This window comes from Leifsonia xyli subsp. cynodontis DSM 46306, assembly GCF_000470775.1.
GTDB classification, from domain to species: domain Bacteria; phylum Actinomycetota; class Actinomycetes; order Actinomycetales; family Microbacteriaceae; genus Leifsonia; species Leifsonia cynodontis.
The window spans coordinates 2,654,991-2,677,279 of sequence record NC_022438.1; the positions used below are offsets into that span (position 1 = coordinate 2,654,991).

20 protein-coding genes and 3 pseudogenes are annotated in these 22,289 nt (G+C 65.5%); 7 read left to right on the forward strand and 16 right to left on the reverse strand.

What is annotated here, in order from left to right:
- Nucleotides 1–16 precede the first annotated feature (16 nt).
- Nucleotides 17–1,144 carry a bifunctional 2-methylcitrate synthase/citrate synthase gene (locus tag O159_RS12760; protein ID WP_021756192.1) on the forward strand — a complete coding sequence of 376 codons (1,128 nt, stop codon included), beginning with the start codon at nucleotides 17–19 and terminating at the stop codon, nucleotides 1,142–1,144.
- A 328-nt stretch (nucleotides 1,145–1,472) separates the two neighbouring features.
- On the opposite strand, the gene O159_RS12765 is transcribed toward O159_RS12760, so the two are convergent.
- From O159_RS12765 to O159_RS14325, 6 genes and pseudogenes are all read right to left on the reverse strand, one after another.
- The gene (locus O159_RS12765; protein WP_043993810.1) at nucleotides 1,473–1,988 is read right to left on the reverse strand and encodes a hypothetical protein; all 516 of its coding nucleotides are present in this window, start codon (nucleotides 1,986–1,988) and stop codon (nucleotides 1,473–1,475) included.
- Between the two features lie 94 nt (nucleotides 1,989–2,082).
- Nucleotides 2,083–2,448 (reverse strand): hypothetical protein, encoded by a 366-nt coding sequence (locus O159_RS16100; RefSeq protein ID WP_021756194.1) that lies wholly within the window; start codon nucleotides 2,446–2,448, stop codon nucleotides 2,083–2,085.
- Between the two features lie 100 nt (nucleotides 2,449–2,548).
- Nucleotides 2,549–2,842: pseudogene (locus O159_RS16960) on the reverse strand (alpha/beta hydrolase); the annotation flags it as partial.
- A 236-nt stretch (nucleotides 2,843–3,078) separates the two neighbouring features.
- Nucleotides 3,079–3,618 carry a hypothetical protein gene (locus O159_RS14775; protein ID WP_144267720.1) on the reverse strand — a complete coding sequence of 180 codons (540 nt, stop codon included), beginning with the start codon at nucleotides 3,616–3,618 and terminating at the stop codon, nucleotides 3,079–3,081.
- 848 nt (nucleotides 3,619–4,466) lie between these two features.
- Nucleotides 4,467–5,465: pseudogene (locus O159_RS12785) on the reverse strand (IS481 family transposase).
- A 22-nt stretch (nucleotides 5,466–5,487) separates the two neighbouring features.
- A pseudogene (locus tag O159_RS14325) lies at nucleotides 5,488–6,346 on the reverse strand (IS5 family transposase).
- Between the two features lie 181 nt (nucleotides 6,347–6,527).
- Between O159_RS14325 and O159_RS12795 the strand changes: the two are divergent.
- Nucleotides 6,528–6,734, forward strand: a complete 207-nt coding sequence (locus O159_RS12795; protein ID WP_021756198.1) for a hypothetical protein — start codon at nucleotides 6,528–6,530, stop codon at nucleotides 6,732–6,734.
- 57 nt (nucleotides 6,735–6,791) lie between these two features.
- Here the strand turns inward: O159_RS12795 and O159_RS12800 are convergent, their stop codons facing one another.
- From O159_RS12800 to O159_RS12820, 4 genes are all read right to left on the reverse strand, one after another.
- The gene (locus tag O159_RS12800) at nucleotides 6,792–7,757 is read right to left on the reverse strand and encodes a carbohydrate ABC transporter permease (protein WP_021756199.1); all 966 of its coding nucleotides are present in this window, start codon (nucleotides 7,755–7,757) and stop codon (nucleotides 6,792–6,794) included.
- On the reverse strand, nucleotides 7,754–8,584 hold the full coding sequence (locus O159_RS12805; RefSeq protein WP_021756200.1) for a carbohydrate ABC transporter permease: 831 nt from the start codon (nucleotides 8,582–8,584) through the stop codon (nucleotides 7,754–7,756). The genes O159_RS12800 and O159_RS12805 overlap by 4 nt, the downstream gene beginning before the upstream one ends.
- A 135-nt stretch (nucleotides 8,585–8,719) precedes the next feature.
- On the reverse strand, nucleotides 8,720–9,478 hold the full coding sequence (locus O159_RS12810; protein ID WP_081689905.1) for an extracellular solute-binding protein: 759 nt from the start codon (nucleotides 9,476–9,478) through the stop codon (nucleotides 8,720–8,722).
- A gap of 1,100 nt (nucleotides 9,479–10,578) precedes the next feature.
- Nucleotides 10,579–11,070: a hypothetical protein gene (locus O159_RS12820; RefSeq protein ID WP_021756201.1), complete on the reverse strand. Its 492-nt coding sequence runs from the start codon at nucleotides 11,068–11,070 to the stop codon at nucleotides 10,579–10,581.
- A 100-nt stretch (nucleotides 11,071–11,170) separates the two neighbouring features.
- Here O159_RS12820 and O159_RS12825 point away from each other — a divergent pair, with 100 nt between their 5' ends.
- The 3 genes from O159_RS12825 (at nucleotide 11,171) to O159_RS12835 (ending at nucleotide 12,957) form a co-directional block, all read left to right on the forward strand.
- Entirely contained in the window at nucleotides 11,171–11,482 is a 312-nt protein-coding gene (locus O159_RS12825) for a hypothetical protein (RefSeq protein ID WP_021756202.1), read from the forward strand.
- Nucleotides 11,475–12,191, forward strand: coding sequence for an N-acetylmannosamine-6-phosphate 2-epimerase (locus tag O159_RS12830; protein ID WP_043993817.1), 717 nt, complete (start codon nucleotides 11,475–11,477; stop codon nucleotides 12,189–12,191). The genes O159_RS12825 and O159_RS12830 overlap by 8 nt, the downstream gene beginning before the upstream one ends.
- Nucleotides 12,192–12,258: 67 nt before the next feature.
- Nucleotides 12,259–12,957, forward strand: a complete 699-nt coding sequence (locus tag O159_RS12835) for a GntR family transcriptional regulator (RefSeq protein ID WP_021756204.1) — start codon at nucleotides 12,259–12,261, stop codon at nucleotides 12,955–12,957.
- 28 nt (nucleotides 12,958–12,985) lie between these two features.
- Here the strand turns inward: O159_RS12835 and dnaB are convergent, their stop codons facing one another.
- The 6 genes from dnaB to O159_RS12865 form a co-directional block, all read right to left on the reverse strand.
- Nucleotides 12,986–14,359, reverse strand: coding sequence for a replicative DNA helicase (gene dnaB, locus O159_RS12840; protein ID WP_021756205.1), 1,374 nt, complete (start codon nucleotides 14,357–14,359; stop codon nucleotides 12,986–12,988).
- Between the two features lie 523 nt (nucleotides 14,360–14,882).
- Nucleotides 14,883–15,335 carry a 50S ribosomal protein L9 gene (gene rplI / locus O159_RS12845; RefSeq protein WP_021756206.1) on the reverse strand — a complete coding sequence of 151 codons (453 nt, stop codon included), beginning with the start codon at nucleotides 15,333–15,335 and terminating at the stop codon, nucleotides 14,883–14,885.
- Nucleotides 15,336–15,346: 11 nt separating this feature from the next.
- The gene (gene rpsR, locus O159_RS12850; protein ID WP_018189012.1) at nucleotides 15,347–15,610 is read right to left on the reverse strand and encodes a 30S ribosomal protein S18; all 264 of its coding nucleotides are present in this window, start codon (nucleotides 15,608–15,610) and stop codon (nucleotides 15,347–15,349) included.
- 63 nt (nucleotides 15,611–15,673) lie between these two features.
- The gene (locus O159_RS12855) at nucleotides 15,674–16,186 is read right to left on the reverse strand and encodes a single-stranded DNA-binding protein (RefSeq protein WP_021756210.1); all 513 of its coding nucleotides are present in this window, start codon (nucleotides 16,184–16,186) and stop codon (nucleotides 15,674–15,676) included.
- A gap of 4 nt (nucleotides 16,187–16,190) precedes the next feature.
- A complete protein-coding gene (gene rpsF, locus O159_RS12860) occupies nucleotides 16,191–16,562 on the reverse strand; it encodes a 30S ribosomal protein S6 (protein WP_021756212.1) in 372 nt (123 codons plus the stop codon).
- A 300-nt stretch (nucleotides 16,563–16,862) separates the two neighbouring features.
- Entirely contained in the window at nucleotides 16,863–18,299 is a 1,437-nt protein-coding gene (locus O159_RS12865; RefSeq protein ID WP_021756214.1) for a CCA tRNA nucleotidyltransferase, read from the reverse strand.
- 97 nt (nucleotides 18,300–18,396) lie between these two features.
- Between O159_RS12865 and O159_RS12870 the strand changes: the two genes are divergently transcribed.
- Both O159_RS12870 and murJ read left to right on the forward strand, forming a co-directional pair.
- On the forward strand, nucleotides 18,397–20,646 hold the full coding sequence (locus tag O159_RS12870) for a DUF6049 family protein (protein WP_021756216.1): 2,250 nt from the start codon (nucleotides 18,397–18,399) through the stop codon (nucleotides 20,644–20,646).
- Nucleotides 20,639–22,246 carry a murein biosynthesis integral membrane protein MurJ gene (murJ, locus tag O159_RS12875; protein WP_043994369.1) on the forward strand — a complete coding sequence of 536 codons (1,608 nt, stop codon included), beginning with the start codon at nucleotides 20,639–20,641 and terminating at the stop codon, nucleotides 22,244–22,246. The genes O159_RS12870 and murJ overlap by 8 nt, the downstream gene beginning before the upstream one ends.
- The last annotated feature ends 43 nt before the right edge of the window (nucleotides 22,247–22,289 follow it).

Here is a 22,289-nt window from a genome sequence, read left to right on the forward strand (position 1 = left end):
CAAAGGAGTAAGCAGCATGACCGACCTGGAGATCCACAAGGGCCTCGCCGGTGTCGTGGTGGACACCACGGCCATCTCCTCGGTGAACCCCAAGACCAACTCTCTGCTCTACCGCGGCTACCCCGTGCAGGAGCTCGCGGCGAACCGCTCGTTCGAGGAGGTCGCCTGGCTGCTGTGGAACGGTGAGCTGCCGAACACCGGCCAGCTGGCCGAGTTCGAGAAGCGTGAGCGCAGCCTCCGCCGCCTGGACGACCGGACGCGCCGGGCGCTCGACGACATCCCGGCCGATGCTCATCCGATGGATGCGCTGCGCACCGCGGTCAGCCAGCTCGGCGGCATCGACCCCACGCTCCAGCAGCGCGACGGCATTCTCGACCCCGCGCTCAACGCCGACCGTGCCGTCTCCCTGCTCGCGCGGCTGCCCTCCATCGTCGCGCACATCCAGCGCCGCCGCCGCGGCCTCGAACCCGTCGAGCCGCGCGACGACCTCGACTACTCGCGCAACTTCCTCTGGCTCACGTTCGGCGAGGTCCCGGATGACGTGGTGGTGGACGCTTTCCGCATCTCGCTCGTCCTCTACGCGGAGCACTCCTTCAACGCGTCGACCTTCACCGCTCGCGTCATCGCCTCCACCCTGTCCGATGTCTACTCCGCGGTCACCGGCGCGATCGGCGCGCTCAAAGGCCCGCTGCATGGCGGGGCGAACGAGGCGGTCATGCGCGCTTTCGAGGAGATCGGGGACGCAGGCAGGGCCGAGGCCTGGTTGGATGAGGCCCTCGTCGGGAAGCGCAAGATCATGGGCTTCGGCCACCGTGTCTACAAGAACGGCGACTCCCGCGTCCCGACGATGAAGGCGGCGCTGGAGAAACTGGTCGAGCACGCCGGCAGGCAGGACCTGCTGGCCCTCTACGAGGCACTCGAGAAGGCGATGGGGGATCGCAAGGACATCAAGCCCAACCTCGACTACCCCTCCGGCCCCGCCTACTCTCTGATGGGTTTCGACACCGAGACCTCCACCCCGCTCTTCGCCGCGGCACGCGTTGTGGGGTGGACCGCCCACGTCTTCGAGCAGTACGCGGCGAACTCCCCCATCCGCCCCCTCTCCCAGTACACCGGCCCCGCCGAACGGCACCTCCCCCGCTGACGCTCATCGTCGCGATGACCGGGAACTCGGTCCCGCCCCTCTTCCTCTCCTTTTCCTTCCCCGCCCTCTCTTCCCGCCCTTCACCCGCTCCGCCCTTCACCCGCAAGTAAGGGAGGAGATTCGCCCCCATCCCGGCCGGATCTCCTCCCTTTCTGCACCTCAGCCCCTTACCGCGCGCCAAAGTCCTCCCTTTTCGGCCGCCCTGGGCGGCGAACTCCTCGAACGCGTCCGGCAGCCCCTTCACCCCGTCGCGGACGGCAGTGAACACCGTCAAACAGACAGCCTCGCCTCAACAGACAGCCTCACCGTGTTCAGTGCCGCCCGCGTGTCATGAGTTGGTTCCGTCTGTTGGGGGTTCTGGGGTGGGTGTCGGTGGTCTGGGGGTGTTCCACTGCTCGTAGGGGATCACGCCTTCGTCGCCCGGGAGGACTTTGCCTTGGTCGCGTTCGGCTTGGTCTTCTTCGTTCAGTTCCCAGAAGTCTCCGGGGGAGCAGGGGGCCAACGCGCCGACTCTGTAGGAGTTATCGGCGGCGTGCGTGTCGAAATCAGCGCGGAGCACCGGACCGCCCGATCCGTACACGACCGGGCCGCCCTGATCCAGAATCCGCACTGTCATTCCCAGTGACTTCCAGTAGTCCGCAACCTTGCGAGCGTCGCCGGTGTGGTCGGTTCCTCGGGGTGCCCAGTGGTCGTAGCTGTAGCTGGCGCCGAGGACGCCGCCGCCGAGGGAGCACTCATCAGCCCACACCGGACCGTTGCGGGGCCACCATCCGGTGACCGCGAGTTGTTTTGTTGTGCTGATCACGAGATCGACGACCGCGTCGCGGCCTTCTCTCGGTGTCATCGTGTTCTTCTCCTCACCTTTTCCTGCACACCCGACACTCGCCGTCCCGAACAGGACAACCATCACTGAGACAGCGATCACCCGCCGCGCAGTCCTAGCGAACATGGGCACCTTGCTCCAATCCTGAGAGAACACCCTTTTGGTAGTTGGTCGGCCCCAGGGGTGCGTATCGCGTGATCTCAGCGGTGTCACTCGTGATCGCGCGGGCCGTGTTCGCCAAAGACTCCGTTCCGCGGTCGAGGTATCCGGCTTCGGTGCCTCCGTCGCTGACGAGGGGGCTGTGGTCGGTGACGATGCGGTCGGCGTCGCCTCCGGTTTCGACGCCGAAGGGGTGGGAGCCGAAGCCGGGGGTCATCGGGTTGACTGTGTGGTCGCGGCTGCTGGTCCTGCCGATCCAGGCCCACTGATCCCCGCTCTCCCTCTCCCCGGGAAGCTTGTCGCGGGCGTGGCCGGAGTACACCTTCCCGACGTTCAGATCCGGCTGGGGAGCGCACACTGTCTGGCAGGCCGGCGGAGCCGAGGGTCACAAAGGTGTCTGCGCGCACTCCGGGTTGGGTGAGCGCGATGGCGGCGGTGGTCGTGCCGTAGGAGTGGGCGACGATGGACAATGACGGCATCGACCCGCCGCGCACGGCGGACAGGCCCCTGAGCGCCGAGGCGAGTTTGGTGCCGCCGGCGACCGCCCGGGTGACATCCAGCACCCCGAAATCCAGATCCCCGGCGCTCGGCGCGGGCGGGGTTCTGTATCCGATCCAGGCCACCACCGCGCTCTCCGGGGGAAGCAGCGCGCGCAGGTTCTGCGCCGCTTTCGCCCACCCCGTCATCCCGTGGGTCGTCGTTCCCATCCCGGGCACGGTGTAGCTGACCGTCGTGGCCGTGTCCAGATCACCGATCGCGACCGCCGCCAACGGCGGACGATCACCGGTCAACGCGATAAGCGAACGAGACGCCCAGGTCGCCGTCGTCTGCAGGGCCGCGTGGATGTTCTTCAACGCTTTCAGCTGCTCTTCCCCCTCCCGCAGGGACTGCTTCAGCGCCCGCTGTGACAACGCCGAAGGCCCCCTCGCGAACCGGCGGATTCTAGTGGTCGTTACAACTCCCAGAAAGTCCAGGTGTTGCAACGACCGTTAGAACCCAAGACCGAGGTGTCACCGACGACGGCCCTCAACCCCGCCAGCCGCGTCTCCAACTCCGCGATCGCCGCAGCCAGAGCACGCCGGTTCGCGTAGTCCCTCGCCCCGTAAGGGATGCCTTCCAGATTCCCGAACAGGACAGGGAAAGCCGTCAACAGCACCTCGTGACGCGCAGAGAACCGCGCACCAGGAGACGTCGACGAAGCCAGACCCTGCCACCAGGCATGGATCGCCACAGCATCCATGAGCAACAACCGGGTCCCCACACCCGGAGACGCCGCCAGCAACGCCCTCAACTCGACGACCGTGAACGTCGCGAAAGCCGCCAACACCTCCCCATCGCTCGGAGGACGCACCGCCGTCGCAACCAGATCCAGAGCACGATCCGACAGCAGACCACGACCGGCAGCATCGAACGCCGCAGCGATCTGCTCAACCCAGAGCGCATCGTCCCGGCTCTCCTCCAGAAGCCGCTCGAACCCCCGCAGGAACGTCACCGACTCCACCGGAACCCAGGAACACGACGCAACGAACGCACCCCACGCGTTCCGCACCCTCCACAACTGCTCCCCCAAACCGACATCACCCGCCCGCGTCTGCGACACGAAGACCCGCAGATTGTCCGGGACCGCTGAACTCCTCCCCGAGGACCCACCACCCGAAGTCCGCTCCCGCTGCCGCGGCGAGAACACCGCAGACACCACCGGAGGCCGCACCGCGACCTCCGACGGCCGCGGATCGAAGAACCCATCCACAGCCACACCAAACCACCCCCACCGCATCCGCAACCACACGACGACGCTCCCGCTCCGCCTCCCGCTCACGCCACGCCCTCAAATCCCGCCGACGCTTCTCCTCCTCCCGCGCCCTCACCACCGCCACCTCAACCTGCTCAGCGAGCCTGTCCAGCACACCCGCCAACCGGCCACGATCCGCAGCCTCCACCGAAGCAGCAACCGCGAAAAGACCGGCATAACAACCAGAGAAACCCTCCACAGCCGTCTCCACCGCCCCCCGACGCACTACCCCCACACCACGCAACTCCACATCCGCCGCACGACAAGCAGCGATCAGAGCCTCCGCCACCCCCGCATCAAACCGAAACCCCACCCCAACCCCCATGTGAACGCAACATTCCCCGAACGACAAACACACTACCCAAGAAAAATTACAAGTATCAAACATATCACATGTTTTTCACCGCGATCAGACGCCCGGTGAGCGTTCTTGTCACTCCGGCAGGAACCGCTCTCCTCGGCGCTGGAATTGTTGTGTCTCTTCTCCACGGTGAGGCGGTGAGAAAACCTCCGCCTGAGCTGCCGCGAGAACGCTCCCTGGCAACGCCCTAGGTGTGTTTCTCAGGGACGTTGGTCAATCTGCTGATGGGTGGCTGGCTGCCGATGGCGGTGTGGGGCCTGTGGTGATTGTAGGAGTGCAGCCAGGCCGGGAGTGCGTTGCGGCGGGCTGATTCGGAGTTGTAGTGCCGGGCGTATGCCCAGCCGTCGGCGAGGGTGCGGTGGAAGCGTTCGATCTTGCCGTTCGTCTGCGGATGGTAGGGCCGGGTGCGTTTCGGTTGGATGCTGAGCTCGGCGCAAGCGTCGCGCCAGGCGTATGAGCGGTATGCGGAGCCGTTGTCGGAGAGCACCTGTTCGACGGTGACGCCACGGCTGGCGAACCAGCCGACCGCTCGACGCAGAACAGCGATTGCAGTGGCGGCGGTTTCGTCGTCGTGGATCTCGGCGTAAGCGACACGGGAGTGATCGTCGATGACGGTATGAACGAACGCTGTGCCGGTGATCATGTCGCCGGTGATCCCGTGTTTCCCGGTCCGCTTCGCGGTGATGGCCTTGTTCCGCTCTCCCTGGAGACGTCCGACGTAGCGCCAGCCGCCACCGTCGGGGATGTTGCCGAGTTTCTTGATGTCGACGTGGATCATCGATCCGGGATGCTCGTGCTCGTAGCGGCGGGCGGGGTCGCCGGTGCGGACGTCGACGTGGCTGGGCCGATTGATCCGGCACCGGGAGAGGACCGGGTGAACGGTCGAGGCGGGCATGCCGAGCTGGGCGCCGATACCGACTGGTCCCAGCCGCTTCTTCCACCGCAGATGCACGACCTTGCGGACCAGTCTTCGCGGGGTCTTGTTCGGGCTGTGATGCGGCCGTGACGAACGGTCCAGCATTCCCGCCTCGCCCATCTCCACGTAACGACGAGCCCATCGGTCCGCGGTGCGTCAGGACACTCGGAAGTAGGTCGCCGCCGCAGCAACGGACCAGCCGTCGTCGACGACTTGGCGGGCCAGGCGGAGGCATTCGCGAGGAGTCAAAGCAGCATTAGCGTGGGTCACGAGGACCTCCTAAGAGATGGTTTCAGTAGTCGTTTTTGGTGAGTTTGCGGGCGCTGGTGATCGCGATTGCTAGAGCGACGAGCGCCGTGATCGTTGAGGCGGTGCGGTCGTAGCGAGTGGCGAGTTTCCGGAAGGCGAGGATCCAGGCCATGGTGCGTTCGACTACCCAACAGTGTTTACCCAGTCACTGTTTGGAGTCGACTCCGATTCGTGCGATGCGTGCCTTGATCCCACGACAACGCAGGTAACAGCGGACGCGGCGGTTGTCGTAAGCCTTATCGGCGTGGAAGATAACCGGGCGGCGTCTGGGCCGACCGCGGCCGACGCCCTTGATCGCGGTGATGTTGTCTAACACAGGTTCCACGAGCATGGAGTCGTGTCGGTTGGCGCCGGAGATCTCCACATGCAGCGGGAGTCCGTTGCGGTCGGTCAGGACATGGTACTTGGTGCCCCGTTTCCCACGATCCGTGGGGTTAGGTCCAGTGAGATCGCCCCCCTTTTCGCCCGGACACTTACGGAGTCCAGGCAGGTTCTTGACCAGTCGATCATGCCAGCCTGGCCGAGTTCGTCGAGCATGATCTTCCGCAGTGCATCCCACGCGCCCGCTTCGGACCATTCACGCAGACGCCGCCAACAAGTGACCCCGGACCCATACCCCAACTCGGGCGGGAGCTTCTCCACGGGATCCCCGTCAGCAGCACGAACACGATCCCAGCGAACACCTTCCGGTCAGGAACCCGAGGCTGCCCAGCCCGCCCATTGACCACAGGCGGCCGAGGCGGAATCAACGGCTCCAGCCGCTCCCACAACATATCCGTAATGAACCGATCCTCAGCAAGCGTCGACACTCGACCAGCATCCCCGCTAACCAGCCACAACAACCACCGCCACGCCGACTACTGAAACCACCTCTAAGTCATCGAGTGCAGGGAACTAGACAGCCCCACTCTCGACCGGGAGGTCCTCACCCATCTATCGCGTCACACCTCAACCAACGTCCCTGGGCAGCACACCGACGCTTGCCGCACCGTTCTCGCCGCAGCCGTCCGCGTCTGTGACAACATGGTCCTCACGCGCCTCTACGAGGAGACAGTGTGGGGGCTGGTCTTCCGCGTGCGGGCCGGGTACGAGACCGCGGATCTCCGGGAATCGGTCAACAGGCTCTACCAGGACCTCCGCGACGAGGTCACCATCACCACCAAGCGCAGCACGCGCTACGACCAGCACCATCCGATCACCCCGCGGCGACCGGTCGCGGCCGCCCACTGACGAACGAGACCGGCTGCGGCGATGCCGCCGCGGCCGGATCGATCGGGTGAACGACGATCAAAGCGTCGCCGTGGACTTCGATCGCCAGGGCTGAACAGGATGACGACGTCCGCGCAGAGCCTCTCGGCCGAGACGGCGGGCTACTTGATGGCGCCCGCGGACCAGGTAGCGCTGAGCGATGAAGGCGAAGCAGAGGGGGATGACGATGGAGATCACAGTGACAGCCGCGAGGTTCCCCCACTGCACGCCGGCGCTGGTGACGAAGAACGCTGCGCCGACGGTCACGGGCACGGCGCCCGAAGCCGACAGGATGACGGCGAACAGATAGTCCGACCAGGCGAAGACGAACACGATGATCGCAACGGCGACAAGGCCAGGTGCGAGAAGCGGGAGCACCATTGAGAAAAGGGCGCGGTACGTTCCCACGCCGTCGATGGCAGACGCTTCCTCGATCTCGACAGGGACATCCCGCAAAGTCCCGCAGATGATCAACAAGGCGAGGGGGAGTTGCATGAACGTGTTGGCGAGCACGAGGCCGAAGACGGTGTCGTAGATGCCGAGTCCGGAGAAGATGAGGAAGAACGGCACGGCGAAGAACATCGCGGGGACCAGTCGGAGACTGGTGATCGCCTGCAACAGCCAGCTCCCGCCGAATCCGGTTCGGACGATTGCATAGCTCGCAGGGACCGCGATGATCATGACCAGGATGACGGTGCCGACGGAGAGCTGAACCGAGTTGAGCAAGTAACCGGGGAAGTTGTACTTCGAGCCGCTGAGGACCGCCGCATAGTGATCGAAAGTGAAGCCACCGGCGACCGAGAATGGCGAGAGGCCGATCGCCGCGTCGGTCTTCAGTGAGGTGTAGATGGCGTTCAGCAGCGGCAGATTGATCAGCAGGGCGACGAGCGCGAAGAGGATCGTGCGCCACCAGGCTTTCGGCTTTCGACGCCGGCCGATCCCTTTCGTCGCGGTGCGCGCGTCCGTGGCGGCGCGTGCTCGGCTTCCGATGGTGATCTGGGTCATGGTGTCGCTCCGCTTGTGATGCGCCGGATGACGAAGGGGATGATCGGCAGCATGATCAGTGCGATCAGCACTGCCGCGGCTGAGGCGAGGCCGAAATTGCCTCCGGCGAGGATCTTGTAGACGTAGATGCTCAGTGTGGTGGTCTCGGTTCCGGGGCCTCCGGAGGTGAGCACATTGATCGTGTCGAAGGTCCGGAAGCCGTCGATGGCGCGCAGGAACCCGGTGATGAAGATCGTTGGCGTCATCAGGGGGAGGAGGATCGAGAAGACGAAGCGGCTTTTGTTCGCGCGGTCGAGTTGCGCAGCTTCGTGCAGTTCTGCCGGGATTCCCTGCATCGCCGCATGGAAGAGGAGGAAGGTGAACGACGTCCACTGAAGGATGTCCAGAATCACCAGCATGGGGACGACGGTGTCGGCGCTGAGGAGGGAGACGCGAAAACCGAGGCTGTCCAGGAAGGCCGGCGCGATGCCGATGTTGGCGCTGAGCATGAGCCGGAACATGATGCCCATCAGGGCCGGCGCGATCATGATCGGCAGAATCAGTGCGCTGAGGAAGAACTTCTTGCCGGGGAAAGCCCTGTCGAACAGCAGGGCGAGGATGAATCCGAAGGCGAGCTCGAACGCAGTGACGACGATGGTGTAGCCGATGGTGAAAAGCAGAGCGCGCCAGAACCCGGGGTCGCTGAGCATAGCGCCGTAGTTGCTGAAGCCGGTCCAGCTGGGAGTCGGGTTGAGCAAAGTGTGATTTTGCAGTGACGACGCGACGCCGTTCACGATGGGGAACGCGACCAGCAGAGCGAGGAAGAGGATCAGCGGTGTGGTGAGCACCCAGCGGACCGCACCTCGTGCGCGAACGTTCGTCTTCTGCCGGGCGACCGGGGCAGCTTGTTCGCCGCCCCGGTCGCCCGGCGTGTGGCCGTGGTTTCGGACATCGCGCTCTTTCTTGCTGCCGCGCCCGTTGCGCTACTTGCCCGACAAAGTGGTCAGGTCGGCGTTGGCCTTCTTCAGAGCCTCCTCGACCTGCCCCTGGCCGACCCATGCTCCGGAGAGATCGTTGGCCAGAGCGGTGTAGATGTCGAAGGCCCGGGCCAACGTCGGCTCGGCGTACGTGCCATCTTTCAGGATGCCTTCCAACGCGGTGATGCTAGCGCTCTTCTGACCCTGGAGCGCGCCGGGCATAGAGGCGAGACCCCCAGCGGCCACGTAGGTCTTCATCGCGTCCACGCTGTCGAGGTACTTGATGAACTTCTGCGCAGCGTCGACATGCTTGCCGTACTTGTTCACACCGATCGCCAGCGTGTGTACATGACTGAGGTGATCCTTCCCCGGCACACGGGCGATGCCGATCTTGCCCGCCGTCTTCGGGGACTGCTTCGGATCGTTGAGCTGATCGTAGGCCGCGTTCCGCTGGAGCGCGAAAGCGGCGTTGCCGCTGGTGAGCGCTGCCTGTGTCTCAAGGTATTCAGCCTGGTCGGAGTCCGGCGAGGTCAGAGCCTTGGTGTAGATCGTCCGGTAGATGTTCACGGCGACGGCCGCCTCCGGGCTGTCGAGGTTCGGCTTTCCCGAGGAGTCCAGCCAGCTGCCGCCGCTGTTGTAGAGGGCGTCGTCCCAGACCATCGCGTTGTAGACCAGGTTCTTCGCCTGCAGCGCCGTGCCGTACTTCGTCGGCGATGCCGGGTTTGTACTGCTGTGTGAAATAGGCTGCCGAGGCGATGTAATCATCCCAGGTCCACTGGTCGGGGCTCTTCGGTTCGAGAGTCTTGCCGAGCACCTGCTGGCTGATCTTCTCGAACGTTGCCTTGTCGTTGAGCATGCTGCCGATCAGGTCGGTGCGGTAGAAGACCATGTGAACGCTGGGGTCCAGGGGGATGCCGTACTGCTTGCCCTGAACATTGAGCGAGCCCAGCGAGCTCTTGAAGTACTGGCTGTCGTTCAGGCTGAGCGGCGCGAGGTACTGGGAATGCTGGGCGATGTAGTAGATGGCAGTCTGGTAGAAGTCGTAGTCCGACGACTTCGTCGACATCAGCGTCGCCTCTCTTGCGTACGTGTCGGTGCGGCTGAGCTGGTCGACCGTGACGTGGATCTTGTCCCCGGCTCCGGGACCGGAGTTGTAAGCGGCCATGACTTTGGACATGGCATCGGCCTCCGGGCCGGGGTTCATGATCAGCTTCAGAGTGGCGACGCCGCTGGCGTCGGCGCCGCCGCCCGATGCGTTGCAGCCGGTCAGAGCCAGCGTCACTGCGGTCGCACCAGCGGCCACCATGAACGCTCGCCGGGCGAGTTGTGCCTTCTTCATTGCCTTGTTCTCCCGTCGTTGGGTGGAAGTTCTGATTGATTGGCAGGTCTTGCGTACTTTGTCGCTCTCGTTTCGCGGGTGATAGCTGCGTCGCGTCAGCATGCTCACCGTGGGGTGCTGTGGACCTGTTCGGGTTCCCGGTGCATCGGAGTCCGATTGTGGTCCTCTTCCGATCGTGCCCGCCCCGACCGGCTGAGATGATGCAGCTGTTTTCGCGAGAGAGGCTCATCAGGCGTCCGGGCGCCGACGGCCGGACGACTGTCGTGCCGAGGCGGTCCCGGCCAGCCGGGGCCTGGTCAGCGCGACTGCGCGACAGTCCTGGCGCCACATCCCGCCCTGGGGACGCTGAGCGCAGGCACACCAGAAACAGCCGCAAGACGCGTTCCGCGCCCGTCGGATGCCGTGCTGTTCATGTGGTCTCCTTCGGCTTCTGAGCGAATCTATAACCCTAGGGTTATTGAATCACTCTATGATTGCAGTACGCTAACATCGTGATTGTCCTACCCGCAAGGACGAAACAAGACCGTTACATAGCGAGCGGACCCGAGGAGGTGTTGAGATGGCCGAACTCGCATTCGACCTCGGTCAGACCCAGACGCGGGTCCGCTTGATCACTGAGCGAGGCGACCGTGCGAATCTCGAGCTGGACGGCTTCCGCTATGGAAGCGACACGATCCAGACGATCCTCGACCGGTGCCGCCATGCCGCGGCAACGTTCGGTGTGACCGAGGTGCGGACCGTTGCCGGTGGAGGCACCGGCTTGTACGGTGCCGCCCCGCCGCCCAGCGCGTTGCGCGCCTCCTTGTCGGCGTCGCTCGGTGTCGAAAGGGTGATCATCGCCGACGACGCAGTCACCTCGCACCTGGGGGCTCTCGCCGGTGAGCCTGGCACACTGATCGCCGCCGGAACCGGGATCGTGGGCCTGGGCATCGGCCCTGCCGGAGCCGCTCGCGTCGACGGCGTCGGATCGCTCATCGGCGACGACGGCTCCCCCCGGCTTCTGGAGGCGCTCGAGCACGAGTACGGACCCGCAGCCGACGTCCCCAGCCTCATCATTCCCGGTCGGGAGAGTCGCCTCCTTCGCACCGGCCGTCGCTGCGGCGGCCCGCGAAGGCGACGTGAAAGCCGGCGCGATCTGGGCCGAAGCGGCCCGCCACATCGGCGACGCTGTGATCGCCGCCAGCAGTCGAGCAGGGTTTCAGAGCGATGAGCGATTCCCCTGGGGCGTCTCCGGCCGGCTGACCGGCGCCGGTGACTTGCTGGACCCCGTGCTCGACAGCATCGTGTATGCGCGCTTCCCTGCCGCCTTCAGATTCCCGGCTGTTGGATCGGCACTCGACGGAGCCGAACGACTGCTGCATCATCCCAATGCCACCGCTCTCGCGCCACTGGTTGCTCTGAGCGCAACAGAAAAGGAACTCAATACCTGAGCACCAGAAAACCTCCGGCCTCCGGCTTCCCCCTGGCGTCTTCATCTCGTGCCAAGCGCCGGTGGGCAGCCCGCTTCGCAACCCGAGCATCATGGTCAGTCTGGCGCTCGCCGCGCAGAAGGCCGGAGCTGCCGGCATCCGCGCCGAAGGCGCCGAGGACATCTCCCAGATCGTCCGTGCGGTGCAGATCCCTGTCATCGGAATTCGCAAGAAGCACTATGACGGAGGCGAGGTCTACATCACCCCAACTCGGTTCGAGGTGGACGAGATTGCCGGAGCCGGAGCGACGATCCTCGCGCTGGACGCCACGACCCGGCCACGACCCGGAGGGGAAACGCTCGAGTGCGTCGTCAGCCACGCCAAAGCACTCGGACTCATCGTGATGGCCGATCTCTCACGAGCAGAGGACGCCGGCCCGGCCGTCGAAGCCGGCGCCGATGTCCTCGTCACAACGCTCGTGGCAGCAAGCGAGCAAGACATCCGCCCGGGAGGACCCAATCTTTCGGTCATCGAGCGGCTGGCCCAGAGCTTCCCCGATCGGCAGATCATCGCCGAGGGGCGATTCGCGGGACCGAAGGACGTCCAGGGAGCACTCCGCGCAGGCGCCTCCACCGTCGTCGTCGGCAAAGCAGTCACCGACGCCTATGCCCTCACCATCGATCTCGTCGCCGCAGCCAACTCCTTGGCCGCATCCCGGCCCGTTGGCTAAGACTGGGGTTTTCGAGTAAAAATAGAGAACCGCTGGTGGCTCCGGCGGCCTGAAAAGGGAGAACCCAGTGGCGAAGTACGAAGACGTGCTGAAAGACCTCTCCCTGTCGATCGCCAAGATGCAGCCCGGCGAGCGCCTCGCCGGCGAACAGGCATTGGCGGCGCAATACGGCGTATCGGCCATGACCGTGCGGCGCGCCCTGCAAGTTCTGATCCAAGCCAAGCGAATCATCGGAATCCGCGGACGCGGCACCTTCGTCGCCCAGCCAACCGTGACCAAGCGGATGGTGATGGCATCGTTCACGGACTCGATGAAGGCCTCTGGCATGACCGCTCATGCGCGTGTCTTAGCCGCGACCATCGGGCCCGCCGGCGCAGAAGCCGCCGCGGACCTGAACATCCAGCGAAATGACCAAATCATCACCGTGGAGCGCCTCCGTTTCGGCGACGACGTCGCCTTGAGCATCGACCGCACTGTGCTGAATGCGGAAAGAGTGCCTGGCCTGCTGGGGGAGGACCTGACCGGCTCTCTCTACGAACTGCTCTACCGTCGATACGGGATGACGCTCTCGCGAGCCGAATCGCGTGTGTCGGCGGTGCTTCCGACAGCGGAGGAGGCAGCCCTGCTGAACATCCCGCCCAGCCAGCCCTGCCTGCGCGTACACTCCCGGAGCATGACCGACGAGAGGGCGATCGCTGAGCAGACCACCTCGCTCTACCGGGGTGACCGCTATGAGCTTTCCTTCAACCCGGACGCCGAGACCTGAGCACACGTTGTAAGGCCATTCACATTCGTCAGATCGGTGCCATGTCCGCGAAACGCGAGTACATGCCCTGGAATGCGACCGTAACCGTCTTCGTCGGTCCATTACGGTGCTTCGCCACGATCAGATCGGCTTCGCCCGCGCGCGGGTTGTCCTTCTCGTAGGCGGACTCGCGGTGGAGGAGCACCACGACATCGGCGTCCTGCTCGATCGAGCCAGACTCGCGCAGGTCGCTCAGAGCGGGAAGTTTGTCGGCACGCTGCTCGGGACCGCGATTCAGCTGGGAGAGCGCGATGACCGGAACCTGGAGTTCCTTCGCGAGCAGCTTCAGCGCCCGCGAGAACTCGCTGACCTCCTGCTGGCGGCTCTCGACTCGCTTGCCGCTCGTCATCAACTGCAGGTAGTCGATGATCACCATCTTGAGCCCGACGCGCTGCTTCAGACGACGGCACTTGGCCCGGATTTCGACCAGGGTCATATTGGGGCTGTCGTCGATGTAGAGGGGTGCGTCGTTGATGCGCCCCCGAGTGGCCGCGATGGTGGTCCAGTCGCGGTTGTCCACCGTGCCCTTCCGCATGTGCTGCAGGGGGACGGTCGCCTCGGCGGAGAGCAAACGCATCGCGATCTCGCTGCGGCCCATCTCGAGCGAGAAGAAGATCGTGGGCAGATCGTGCTTGATGGCGGCCGCGCGAGCGAAGTCGAGCGCGAGCGTCGACTTTCCCAGCGCGGGCCGCGCGGCGACGATGATCATCTGACCCGGGTGCAAACCATTGGTCAGCTCATCGAGCTCGGTGAAGCCAGTGGGAACACCCGTCATCGAGCCGTCCTTGTGCTTCGCCGCCTCGATCTCGTCGATGGCGACGGTGACCGCCTCCGTCAGCGGGACGTAATCCTCCACCTCCTGCGTTCCGGTCACCGAGTAGATCTCAGCCTGGGCGTTGTTGACGAGGTCGAGCACCTCACCCTCGGCTTTGTAGCCCATCTGGGTGATGCGAGTGCCCGCCTCGACCAAGCGGCGCAGCAGCGCCTTTTCGGCCACGATGTTAGCGTAGTAGCCGGCGTTGGCCGCCGTCGGAACAAGACTGGTCAGCGTGTGCAGGTATTCGGCTCCGCCCGCACGCGACAGCTCACCCAGTTTGGTGAGTTCGTCGGTCACGGTGATGACATCGGTCGGCTCGCCATGCGAGTAGAGCGACAGGATGGCATCGTAGACGATCTCGTGCTTCGGGATGTAGAAGTCCGTGCCACGGACGACCTCGACGACATCGGCGACGGCGTCCTTGCTCAGCAGCATGCCGCCGAGAGCGCTCTGCTCCGCAAGGAGATCGTGGGGCGGAGTGCGTTCAGGGGTGCGGGCCTCGCCCTGTTCACGATCGTCCGCGAGACCGATGTGGGCGATCGACACGTTCTCTCCTCACTCGTTTCGGCGCGCCGGACAGGTACACACTCTCGCACTGCCTCTAGCGTGAGTCCCGGGCACCCCGATTGCGTTCTGACGCGCCGCACCGCACTTCTGGCGGGCTGACAAAACACGGAAGCACGCTCTCAACGGCAAGGTACGAACAACCACCGACACTCGGACGGGCTTCCCGATCAATGCCCGCCTTGAATGTCGATCCACTCTACGAACCCAGATCCGACATCCACAACTTTGCCTGTGGATAACTTTGTGGACAATCTGCGGGAAACGCCGCGACGCTTGTGTAAAGCTTGGGAATAGATCTGTGGATGGAGAGAAATTTTTGACGTGGAAATGTTCTTTAACCAGCTCTTTCTCTTTCCACATCCTGTGAGGAAAAACTTCTTCAGACACTGTGGCAAGAACCGAGATTTGGGCGTGTCGGACTGTGGATGAAGCTGGGAAAACTTCCCTGAAAAGAGTGTAGCGGCGGGCCTTCGCCCGCCGCTACACTCTGCTTTCGCGACCGCTATTTGGCAGCGACCACCTGGAGGGTGATCACGGCCGAGAGGTCCTCGTGCAGGCGGACGGTGGCCTCGTGGTCGCCGACGGCCTTGATCGCGTTGGGGAGTTCGATCTTGCGCTTGTCGAGTTCGCCGATGCCAGCGGCCTTGACGGCCTCGGCGACATCCGCGGTCTTCACCGATCCGAACAGACGACCTTCGCGGCCGGCCTTGACAACCAGCTTGACGCGGGTGGCCTCCAGCTTCGCCTTGAGGTCCTGAGCGGCCTCCAGCGAGTGTAGTTCGCGAGCGGCGCGAGCCGCCTTGATCTGCTCGACCTGCTTCTCGCCGCCGCGGGTCCACGAGATCGCGAAACCCTGCGGAACGAGATAGTTGCGAGCGTAGCCGTCTTTTACCTCGACGACGTCGCCGGCAGAGCCGAGGCCGGTGACCTCGTGTGTGAGAATAACCTTCGACATGTGTCTACTCCTTAACGGCCGGAGCCGGCGTAGGGAAGCAGAGCCATCTCGCGCGCGTTCTTGACGGCGCGCGCGATCAGGCGCTGCTCCTGGACGGAGACACCGGTGATGCGGCGGGCGCGGATCTTGCCGCGCTCGGAGATGAACTTGCGCAGGGTCGCGACATCCTTGTAGTCAATGACGCCGACGCGGACGGACTTCGCCGGAGCGGCGTTCTTCCCGTCTTTGCCCTTGCGGATCGGCTTGCGGCGGTCGCCGCTCGACTTTCCAGCCATGATTTCCTTTGCTTTCCGCCCGTCACGGCCGAGGCCGACGGGCATATGAGTGTTGGGGACCTGTTAGAACGGAGTCTCGTCGTTGTACGCGCCCGGGGTGTTCCAGACATCGGCGCCAGCGGACGGGTCCGCGGGAGCGGCTGCCGCCCACGGCTCTTCGACGGCAGGAGCTCCGCCACCGAATCCGCCAGGACCACCGGGGCCGCGCGACGATTGCGCACGGGTCACTTGAGCGGTGGCGTAGCGCAGCGACGGCCCGATCTCGTCGATCTCGAGCTCGATGGAGGTGCGCTTCTCGCCTTCCTTCGTCTCGTAGGAGCGCTGCTTGAGCCGGCCCTGGGCGATGACGCGTGAGCCCTTGGTCAGTGAGCCTGCGACATGCTCGGCGAAGTCTCGCCAGACGCTCGCGCGCAGGAACAGCGCCTCACCGTCCTTCCACTCGTTCGCCTGACGGTCGAACGTGCGGGGAGTGGATGCGATGGTGAAGTTGGCGACGGCCAGCCCGTTCTGCGTGTAACGCAGCTCAGGGTCCGACGTGAGGTTGCCCACCACGGTGATGACGGTCTCGCCGGCCATGGGACTAGGCGCCGGCCTTCTCGGCGGTGGCGGCCTTGCGGGCGGCCTTCTCGGCGGCGCGCTTCTGAGCGGCCGCGACCTGGGCGATCGCCTCTTCGGCGCGGAGGACCTTGGTACGCATGACGGCCTCGCTGAGCTTCAGCTGGCGGTCGAGCTCTTTCGTGGTGTCACCGGTGGCGGTGAGCTGCACGACGGCGTAGATGCCCTCGGACTTCTTGTTGATCTCGTAGGCCAGGCGGCGGCGACCCCAGATGTCGACGTTGTCGATCGTTCCACCGTCGTTCCGGACGACGTTGAGGAACTTGTCAAGGCTGGGAGCAACGGTGCGCTCGTCGATCTCGGGATCGAGGATGACCATCAGCTCATACTGATGCATGACTAACCCACCTCCTTTGGTCTTGGCGGCTGCAGACGGTCTGCAGCAGGAGGGTTGTACATCGTGTGCGCGAGCAGGAACCCGCCCGGGCAACTTACCAAGGGTAACGGATGCCCCGTCTCGACGCCAGCTCGCGGGGTGAGGGGCGGCCAGACCGGGTGGGTGGCCCTGACGGCGAGGGCGGGGGAGGAGAATACGGGTCGCAGTACACATGCATCAACCATCCCCGCTCACCCGAAGCAGTGGGCTCGACGACCCGAATCCGTGGAAAACTCGTCGATCGAACGCACCTGTGGAGGATTACGCCTCCGCCGAACGCTCCGACCACCATGACAGCAGCCGGCGGGCGGCCTCTTCTTCGCCGAGAGAGCCCTGATCCAGCCGCAGATCCAGCAGGTACGTCATCGCCTGGCCGACTTCCCGCCCCGGCTTGATCCCCAGGAGCGCCATGACCTGCTGACCGTCCAGGTCCGGGCGGACGGCATCCAGCTCCTCCTGTTCTTTGAGCGAGGCGATGCGCTGCTCCAGATCGTCGTACGCGAAGCCGAGCCGGTCCGCTTTGCGACGGTTCCTCGTCGTGACATCCGCCCGGGTGAGGATGTGCAGCCGCTCCAGCTCGGGACCCGCATCCCGCACGTAGCGGCGCACCGCGGAGTCGGTCCACGCTCCTTCTGTGTACCCTAAGAACCGCAGATGCAGCTCGATCAGGCGGGACACGGACTCGATCGTGGCCTTGTCGAAGCGAAGGGCCGTCAAACGCTTCTTCGCGAGTTTCGCCCCGACCACATCGTGGTGGTAGAAGCTGACCGCCCCACCCGGCTCGAACCGGCGCGTGGCCGGCTTCCCGATATCGTGCAGGAGGGCGGCGAGCCGCAGCGTCAGATCCGGCGCGTCGCCGGGATGCCGTTCCTTCTCGTACTCGATCGCCTGCTCCAGCACGGTGAGACTGTGCTGGTAGACGTCCTTGTGGTGGTGATGCTCGTCCACTTCCAGGCGCAATGCGGGCAGCTCGGGAAGAACGCGCTCGGCGAGACCGGTCGACACCAGCAGCTCGATTCCTGGACGCGGGCGGTCGGACATCAGCAGCTTGCCGAGTTCGTCCCGGATGCGTTCCGCGCTGACGATCTCGATGCGATCGGCCATCGCGGCCATCGCGGCCCGGGTCTGATCGTCCACCTCGAATCCGAGCTGGGCGGCGAACCGTGCTGCACGCAGCATCCGGAGCGGATCGTCCCCGAACGACACTTCGGGGCTCGACGGCGTCGTGAGGACGCGGGCAAGCAGGTGCTCGACCCCGCCGGAAGGGTCCACCAGCCGCACCTCCGGAACACGCAGAGCGAGCGCGTTCACCGTGAAGTCCCGCCGCAGGAGGTCGCCCTCCAGTGCATCGCCGAACTCGACGTCCGGTTTGCGGGTCGTCCCGTCATAGCTGTCGGAGCGATAAGTGGTGATCTCCACCGCCTTCTCGCCGAACACAGCGCCGATCGTGCCGTAGGCGCGGCCGATGTCCCAGACCGCGTCGGCGAGGGGGGAGAGGAGGCGGACGATCGCGTCCGGACGCGCGTCGGTCGTGAAGTCGAGATCGTGTACCTCCCGCCCGAGCAGGGCGTCCCTGACCGGGCCGCCGACCAGCGACAGTTCGTGTCCGGCCGCCGCGAAAGCCGCCGCCAGGCGGGCCACGGTCGGCGAAGCGGCGATGGCTGCGAGGCGGTCGAGAGATTCGGCGACGGACTGCATGATGCCCCAGTTTAATGGGCGCGCTCGGCGCGCTCTCCCAGGGGTCGGCCCCTAGAATCGTCGTCATGGAGGCCGAACCGGGAGCGCGCGTCGACGCATGAGTGAATCCGGAACCACCCTCCGGGGTGTGCGATTCGCCGCCGTTCTCTTCAGTGCGGCGGTCGCCTTGTCGGCCCTCCCCGGCGGGGCCCCGGTGTCCGAGGCGAGCACCGTCTGGGGCTCCGCGACGAGCGGCGAGCGATCCGCCATGGGCAGGACAGCAACGACGGCTCGGCTCTCCGCCTCCCTTTCCGCCGGAACCGCGGGCCTTCTGGCGCCGGGCCAGGACCTCATCGCATCCGTCACCGTGACCAACTCCTCCGACACCGCGCTCACCTCCGGAACGGTCGGGTTCTGGCTGGACCCCGATGCGTTCACTTCGCGCAGGGGACTGACAGCCTGGCTCTCCTCGATGGACGCGGTGAAGGACAGGGTCGACCTCGGCTCGGTCGCGCTGCCGGTGCTAGAGCCCGGCTCTTCGGCCGTTGTGCGCGTCCCGGTCGCCGCTGCGGCTGTGCCGTTCGCCTCACGACCGGTCTCCGGCGTCTTCGGTGTCGGCGCCGCGGTGAGCGCCGACCAGCAGACGGCCGAAGCCCGCTCGTCGCTCGTGTGGTCGGTGGGCGAGACGGCGACCAAGACGGATGTCGGCGTGGTGATGCCGATCGTGAGCCCCTCCAGCGGCACCGGCCTGATCTCCGCCGACGATCTCGCGACCTACACGGCTCCCAACGGCGTCCTCACCCGCGACCTCGACGGGATCACCGGCCACAGCACGGTCGCCGTCGGCATCGACCCGATGATCGTCGCATCCATCCGCGCCCTCGGGAACGCCGCGCCCGCGACTGCGACCGACTGGCTGGCACACCTGAGCGCTCTGCCCAACGACACCTTCTCAGTGGGTTATGGGGACGCGGATATGACCGGTCAGCTGCAAGCCGGCCTCGCCACGCCCCTCGCCCCGATCTCCCTCGGCTACGCCCTCGACGCGAAGAACTTCTCACCGGCCCCGACCACGATCGGCGAGCCCACCACCACCGCCACGCGCGTCCAGCCGACACCGACGATCTCACCGGCACAGACCCCGAGCCCCAGCCCGACACCCCTGCCGGCCCTCCCCACCCTGAACGAACTCGTCGCGTGGGACTACGACCTTCCCGGCGTCGCCTGGCCCGGCGACGGCACTCTCCGCTCCGACGATCTCGCACCGCTCGCCACCGCCGGGCTGAAAACGGTCATCGTCTCCGGCGACAACACGAACGCCGACGAACTGGACAGCACACCGAACGCCGTCGTCCACACCGCCAGCAGCACGCTCGCCGTCGGCGACCAGCGGATCTCCGACGCCCTCCGCCAAGCGGTCTCCGCGCCGAGCGACATCGCGTGGAACACCGCGATGTCAGCAGTGAACGCACAGCTCGCGCTCCTCAGCGCCGAGGACACGGCCCCCCGTAAGATCCTCGTCGCCCTCGACCGTTCGTGGCCGTCGAGCGGGACGCAGTTGCAACGCACCCTCGACGCTCTGCTGAGCTCAGCGTGGTCGACGCCGGCCACCTTCTCCAGCATCATCTCCGCCTCCGGTTCCACCGACACCGTCTTGGTGGATGCGGCCGAGTCTCAGAGCCGCATCGACGCCATCCGAAGCCTGCTCACCGACGAGAAGGCGCTGACCGACTTCGCGACCGTCCTGGTCGACCCCGCGACGCTGAAGGGCAGGACCCGCGCGCAACTTCTCACTCTGCTGGCCGTGTCCTGGCAGAACCCTCGCACCGACTGGTCCGCGGCCGTGAAGAAAAGCCGCGAAGCCACCACCAAGACGCTCCACGCGATCCGCATCCTGCCCACCGAGAACATCAACCTGGTGAGCGCGCAGGGGTCCATCCCGTTCACAGTGAGCAACGAGCTGCCGGGCGAGGTCGCGACTGTCACGCTCAGGGCGTCTCCATCCAACGGCCGTCTCGAGATCGACGGACCCACCACCAAGTCCATCCCGAAGGATTCGCGGGGGACGATGCTCGTCCCGGTCAGGGCGAAGGTCGGAAACGGCCAAGTCGTGCTCTCCCTTCAGCTATACAGCCCGACAGGCGTCCCGATCGGCGATCCCTCCGCGGTGAGCGTGGAGGTACACGCTGACTGGGAGGGGCTCGGCGCGCTCGTCTTCGGCGCGCTGCTGGTGCTTCTGTTCGGCTACGGAATCGTCCGTGGACTCCTGCGCCGCCGGGCCCAACGACGCGCAGAGGCGCAGCAAACGCCCGAGGACGACAAAGACGGCAACGGTGCTCCCGGCGACGGCGGGAGCACGGATGGCTAGCATCGGCCGAGCCAGCGCCATGCTCGCGTCGGGGACATTCGTCTCGCGCGTCCTCGGCTTCGCGAAAGCCTGGCTGCTCGTTCAGGCGATCGGCGCCCTCAGCTTCGCGGGCGGGGCCTACGCGACGGCGACGCTGGTCCCCAACAGCATCTACGCGATCATCGCGCAGGGGGTTCTCAACGCCGTCCTGGTACCGCAGATCGTCCGGGCCTCCGGTGCGGCCGGCGGCGGACGCCAGTACATCAACAAGCTCGTCACGCTCGGAATGGTCGTCTTCGCTGCTGTGGCGCTGGTGGCGACCCTGCTCGCGCCGGTCCTCATCGGCCTGTTCGGTCTGCGCGGCGAACAGGCCGCGCTCGGCACGACTTTCGCGTACTGGTCGCTCCCGCAGATCTTCTTCCTCGGTCTGTACACACTGCTCGGCGAGGTGCTCAATGCCCGCAAGTCGTTCGGTCCCTTCACCTGGGCGCCGGTGATCAACAACATCGTCGCGATCGGGATGCTGACCGCCTTCATCCTGGGATTCGGCTCCGATCCGCTCGGCGAGCGCTCGCACGAGTGGAGCTCGGGGATGGTCGCGCTGCTGGCCGGCGGGGCGACTCTGGGCATCGCTGTCCAGGCCGTCGTCCTGTTCTTCTTCTGGCGCCGGATCGGCCTGCGGTTCCGCCCCGATTTCCGCTGGCGAGGCGTCGAGCTCGGCAACGCCGGGAAAGCCGCCGGCTGGACACTCGGGATGCTCATGGCCACCCAGATCGCGGGGCTGATCGAGACCAACGTCGCCAACTCCACCGGAGACGGCAAAGCGGGACTCTTCGCCATGAACAACGCGTGGCTCGTGTTCATGTTGCCGCACGGCATCATCGCGGTCTCGATCGTCACCGCGTATTACACGAGGATGGCGGAGCACGCGCACCGGGGCTCCGCCTCCGGGTTCCGCGCCGATTTCTCCAGCGCGGCCCGCTCGATCATGTTCCTGATCGTGCTCTCGTCCGCAGTCCTCATCGTGATCGCCTTCCCGGTCGCCCGTGTTTTCACACCCGAATACCCGGCGATGGGGCTCGTCCTCATCGCCTATCTGGTGGGACTGGTCCCTTTCTCTCTCGTCTTCATGGCGCAACGCGCGTTCTACTCGCTCGGCGACACCCGCACTCCGTTCCTGTTCACACTGGCGCAGACCGTGCTAATCGTCATCGGCGTTCTCGACTGTCTCGCGATCCCGGCCGGATACCGCGCAGCCGCGATCGCTGTCGTCGTGTCCACCGCCACGCTCGTCCAAGCCGTTCTGGCTTTCGCGCTGCTACGCCGACGCACCGGGGGAGTGGACGGGCGGCGCATCCTGAGCGGTCTGTGGCGGTTCCTCGCCGCAGGGCTGGCCGCCGTCGCTGGCGGGGCCGGATTCCTGGTCCTGCTGGGCGGGGTGGGTGAGGGTGCGTTCCCGGTGAGTAGTCCCCTCAGCGCGATCGTCGCCTCCGCCGTCGTCGGGATCGTCATGACGATCGTCTATGTCGGTTCCCTGGCGATCTTCCGCTCGGCAGAGCTGGAAGCCGGATTGGCGGCTCTCGTGGAGCGTGTTCTCAGACGCTCATCGACAAGGGGGTGACACGGAATAGCATCCGCCTAGGATGTGTTCTACAAGTCGGTGC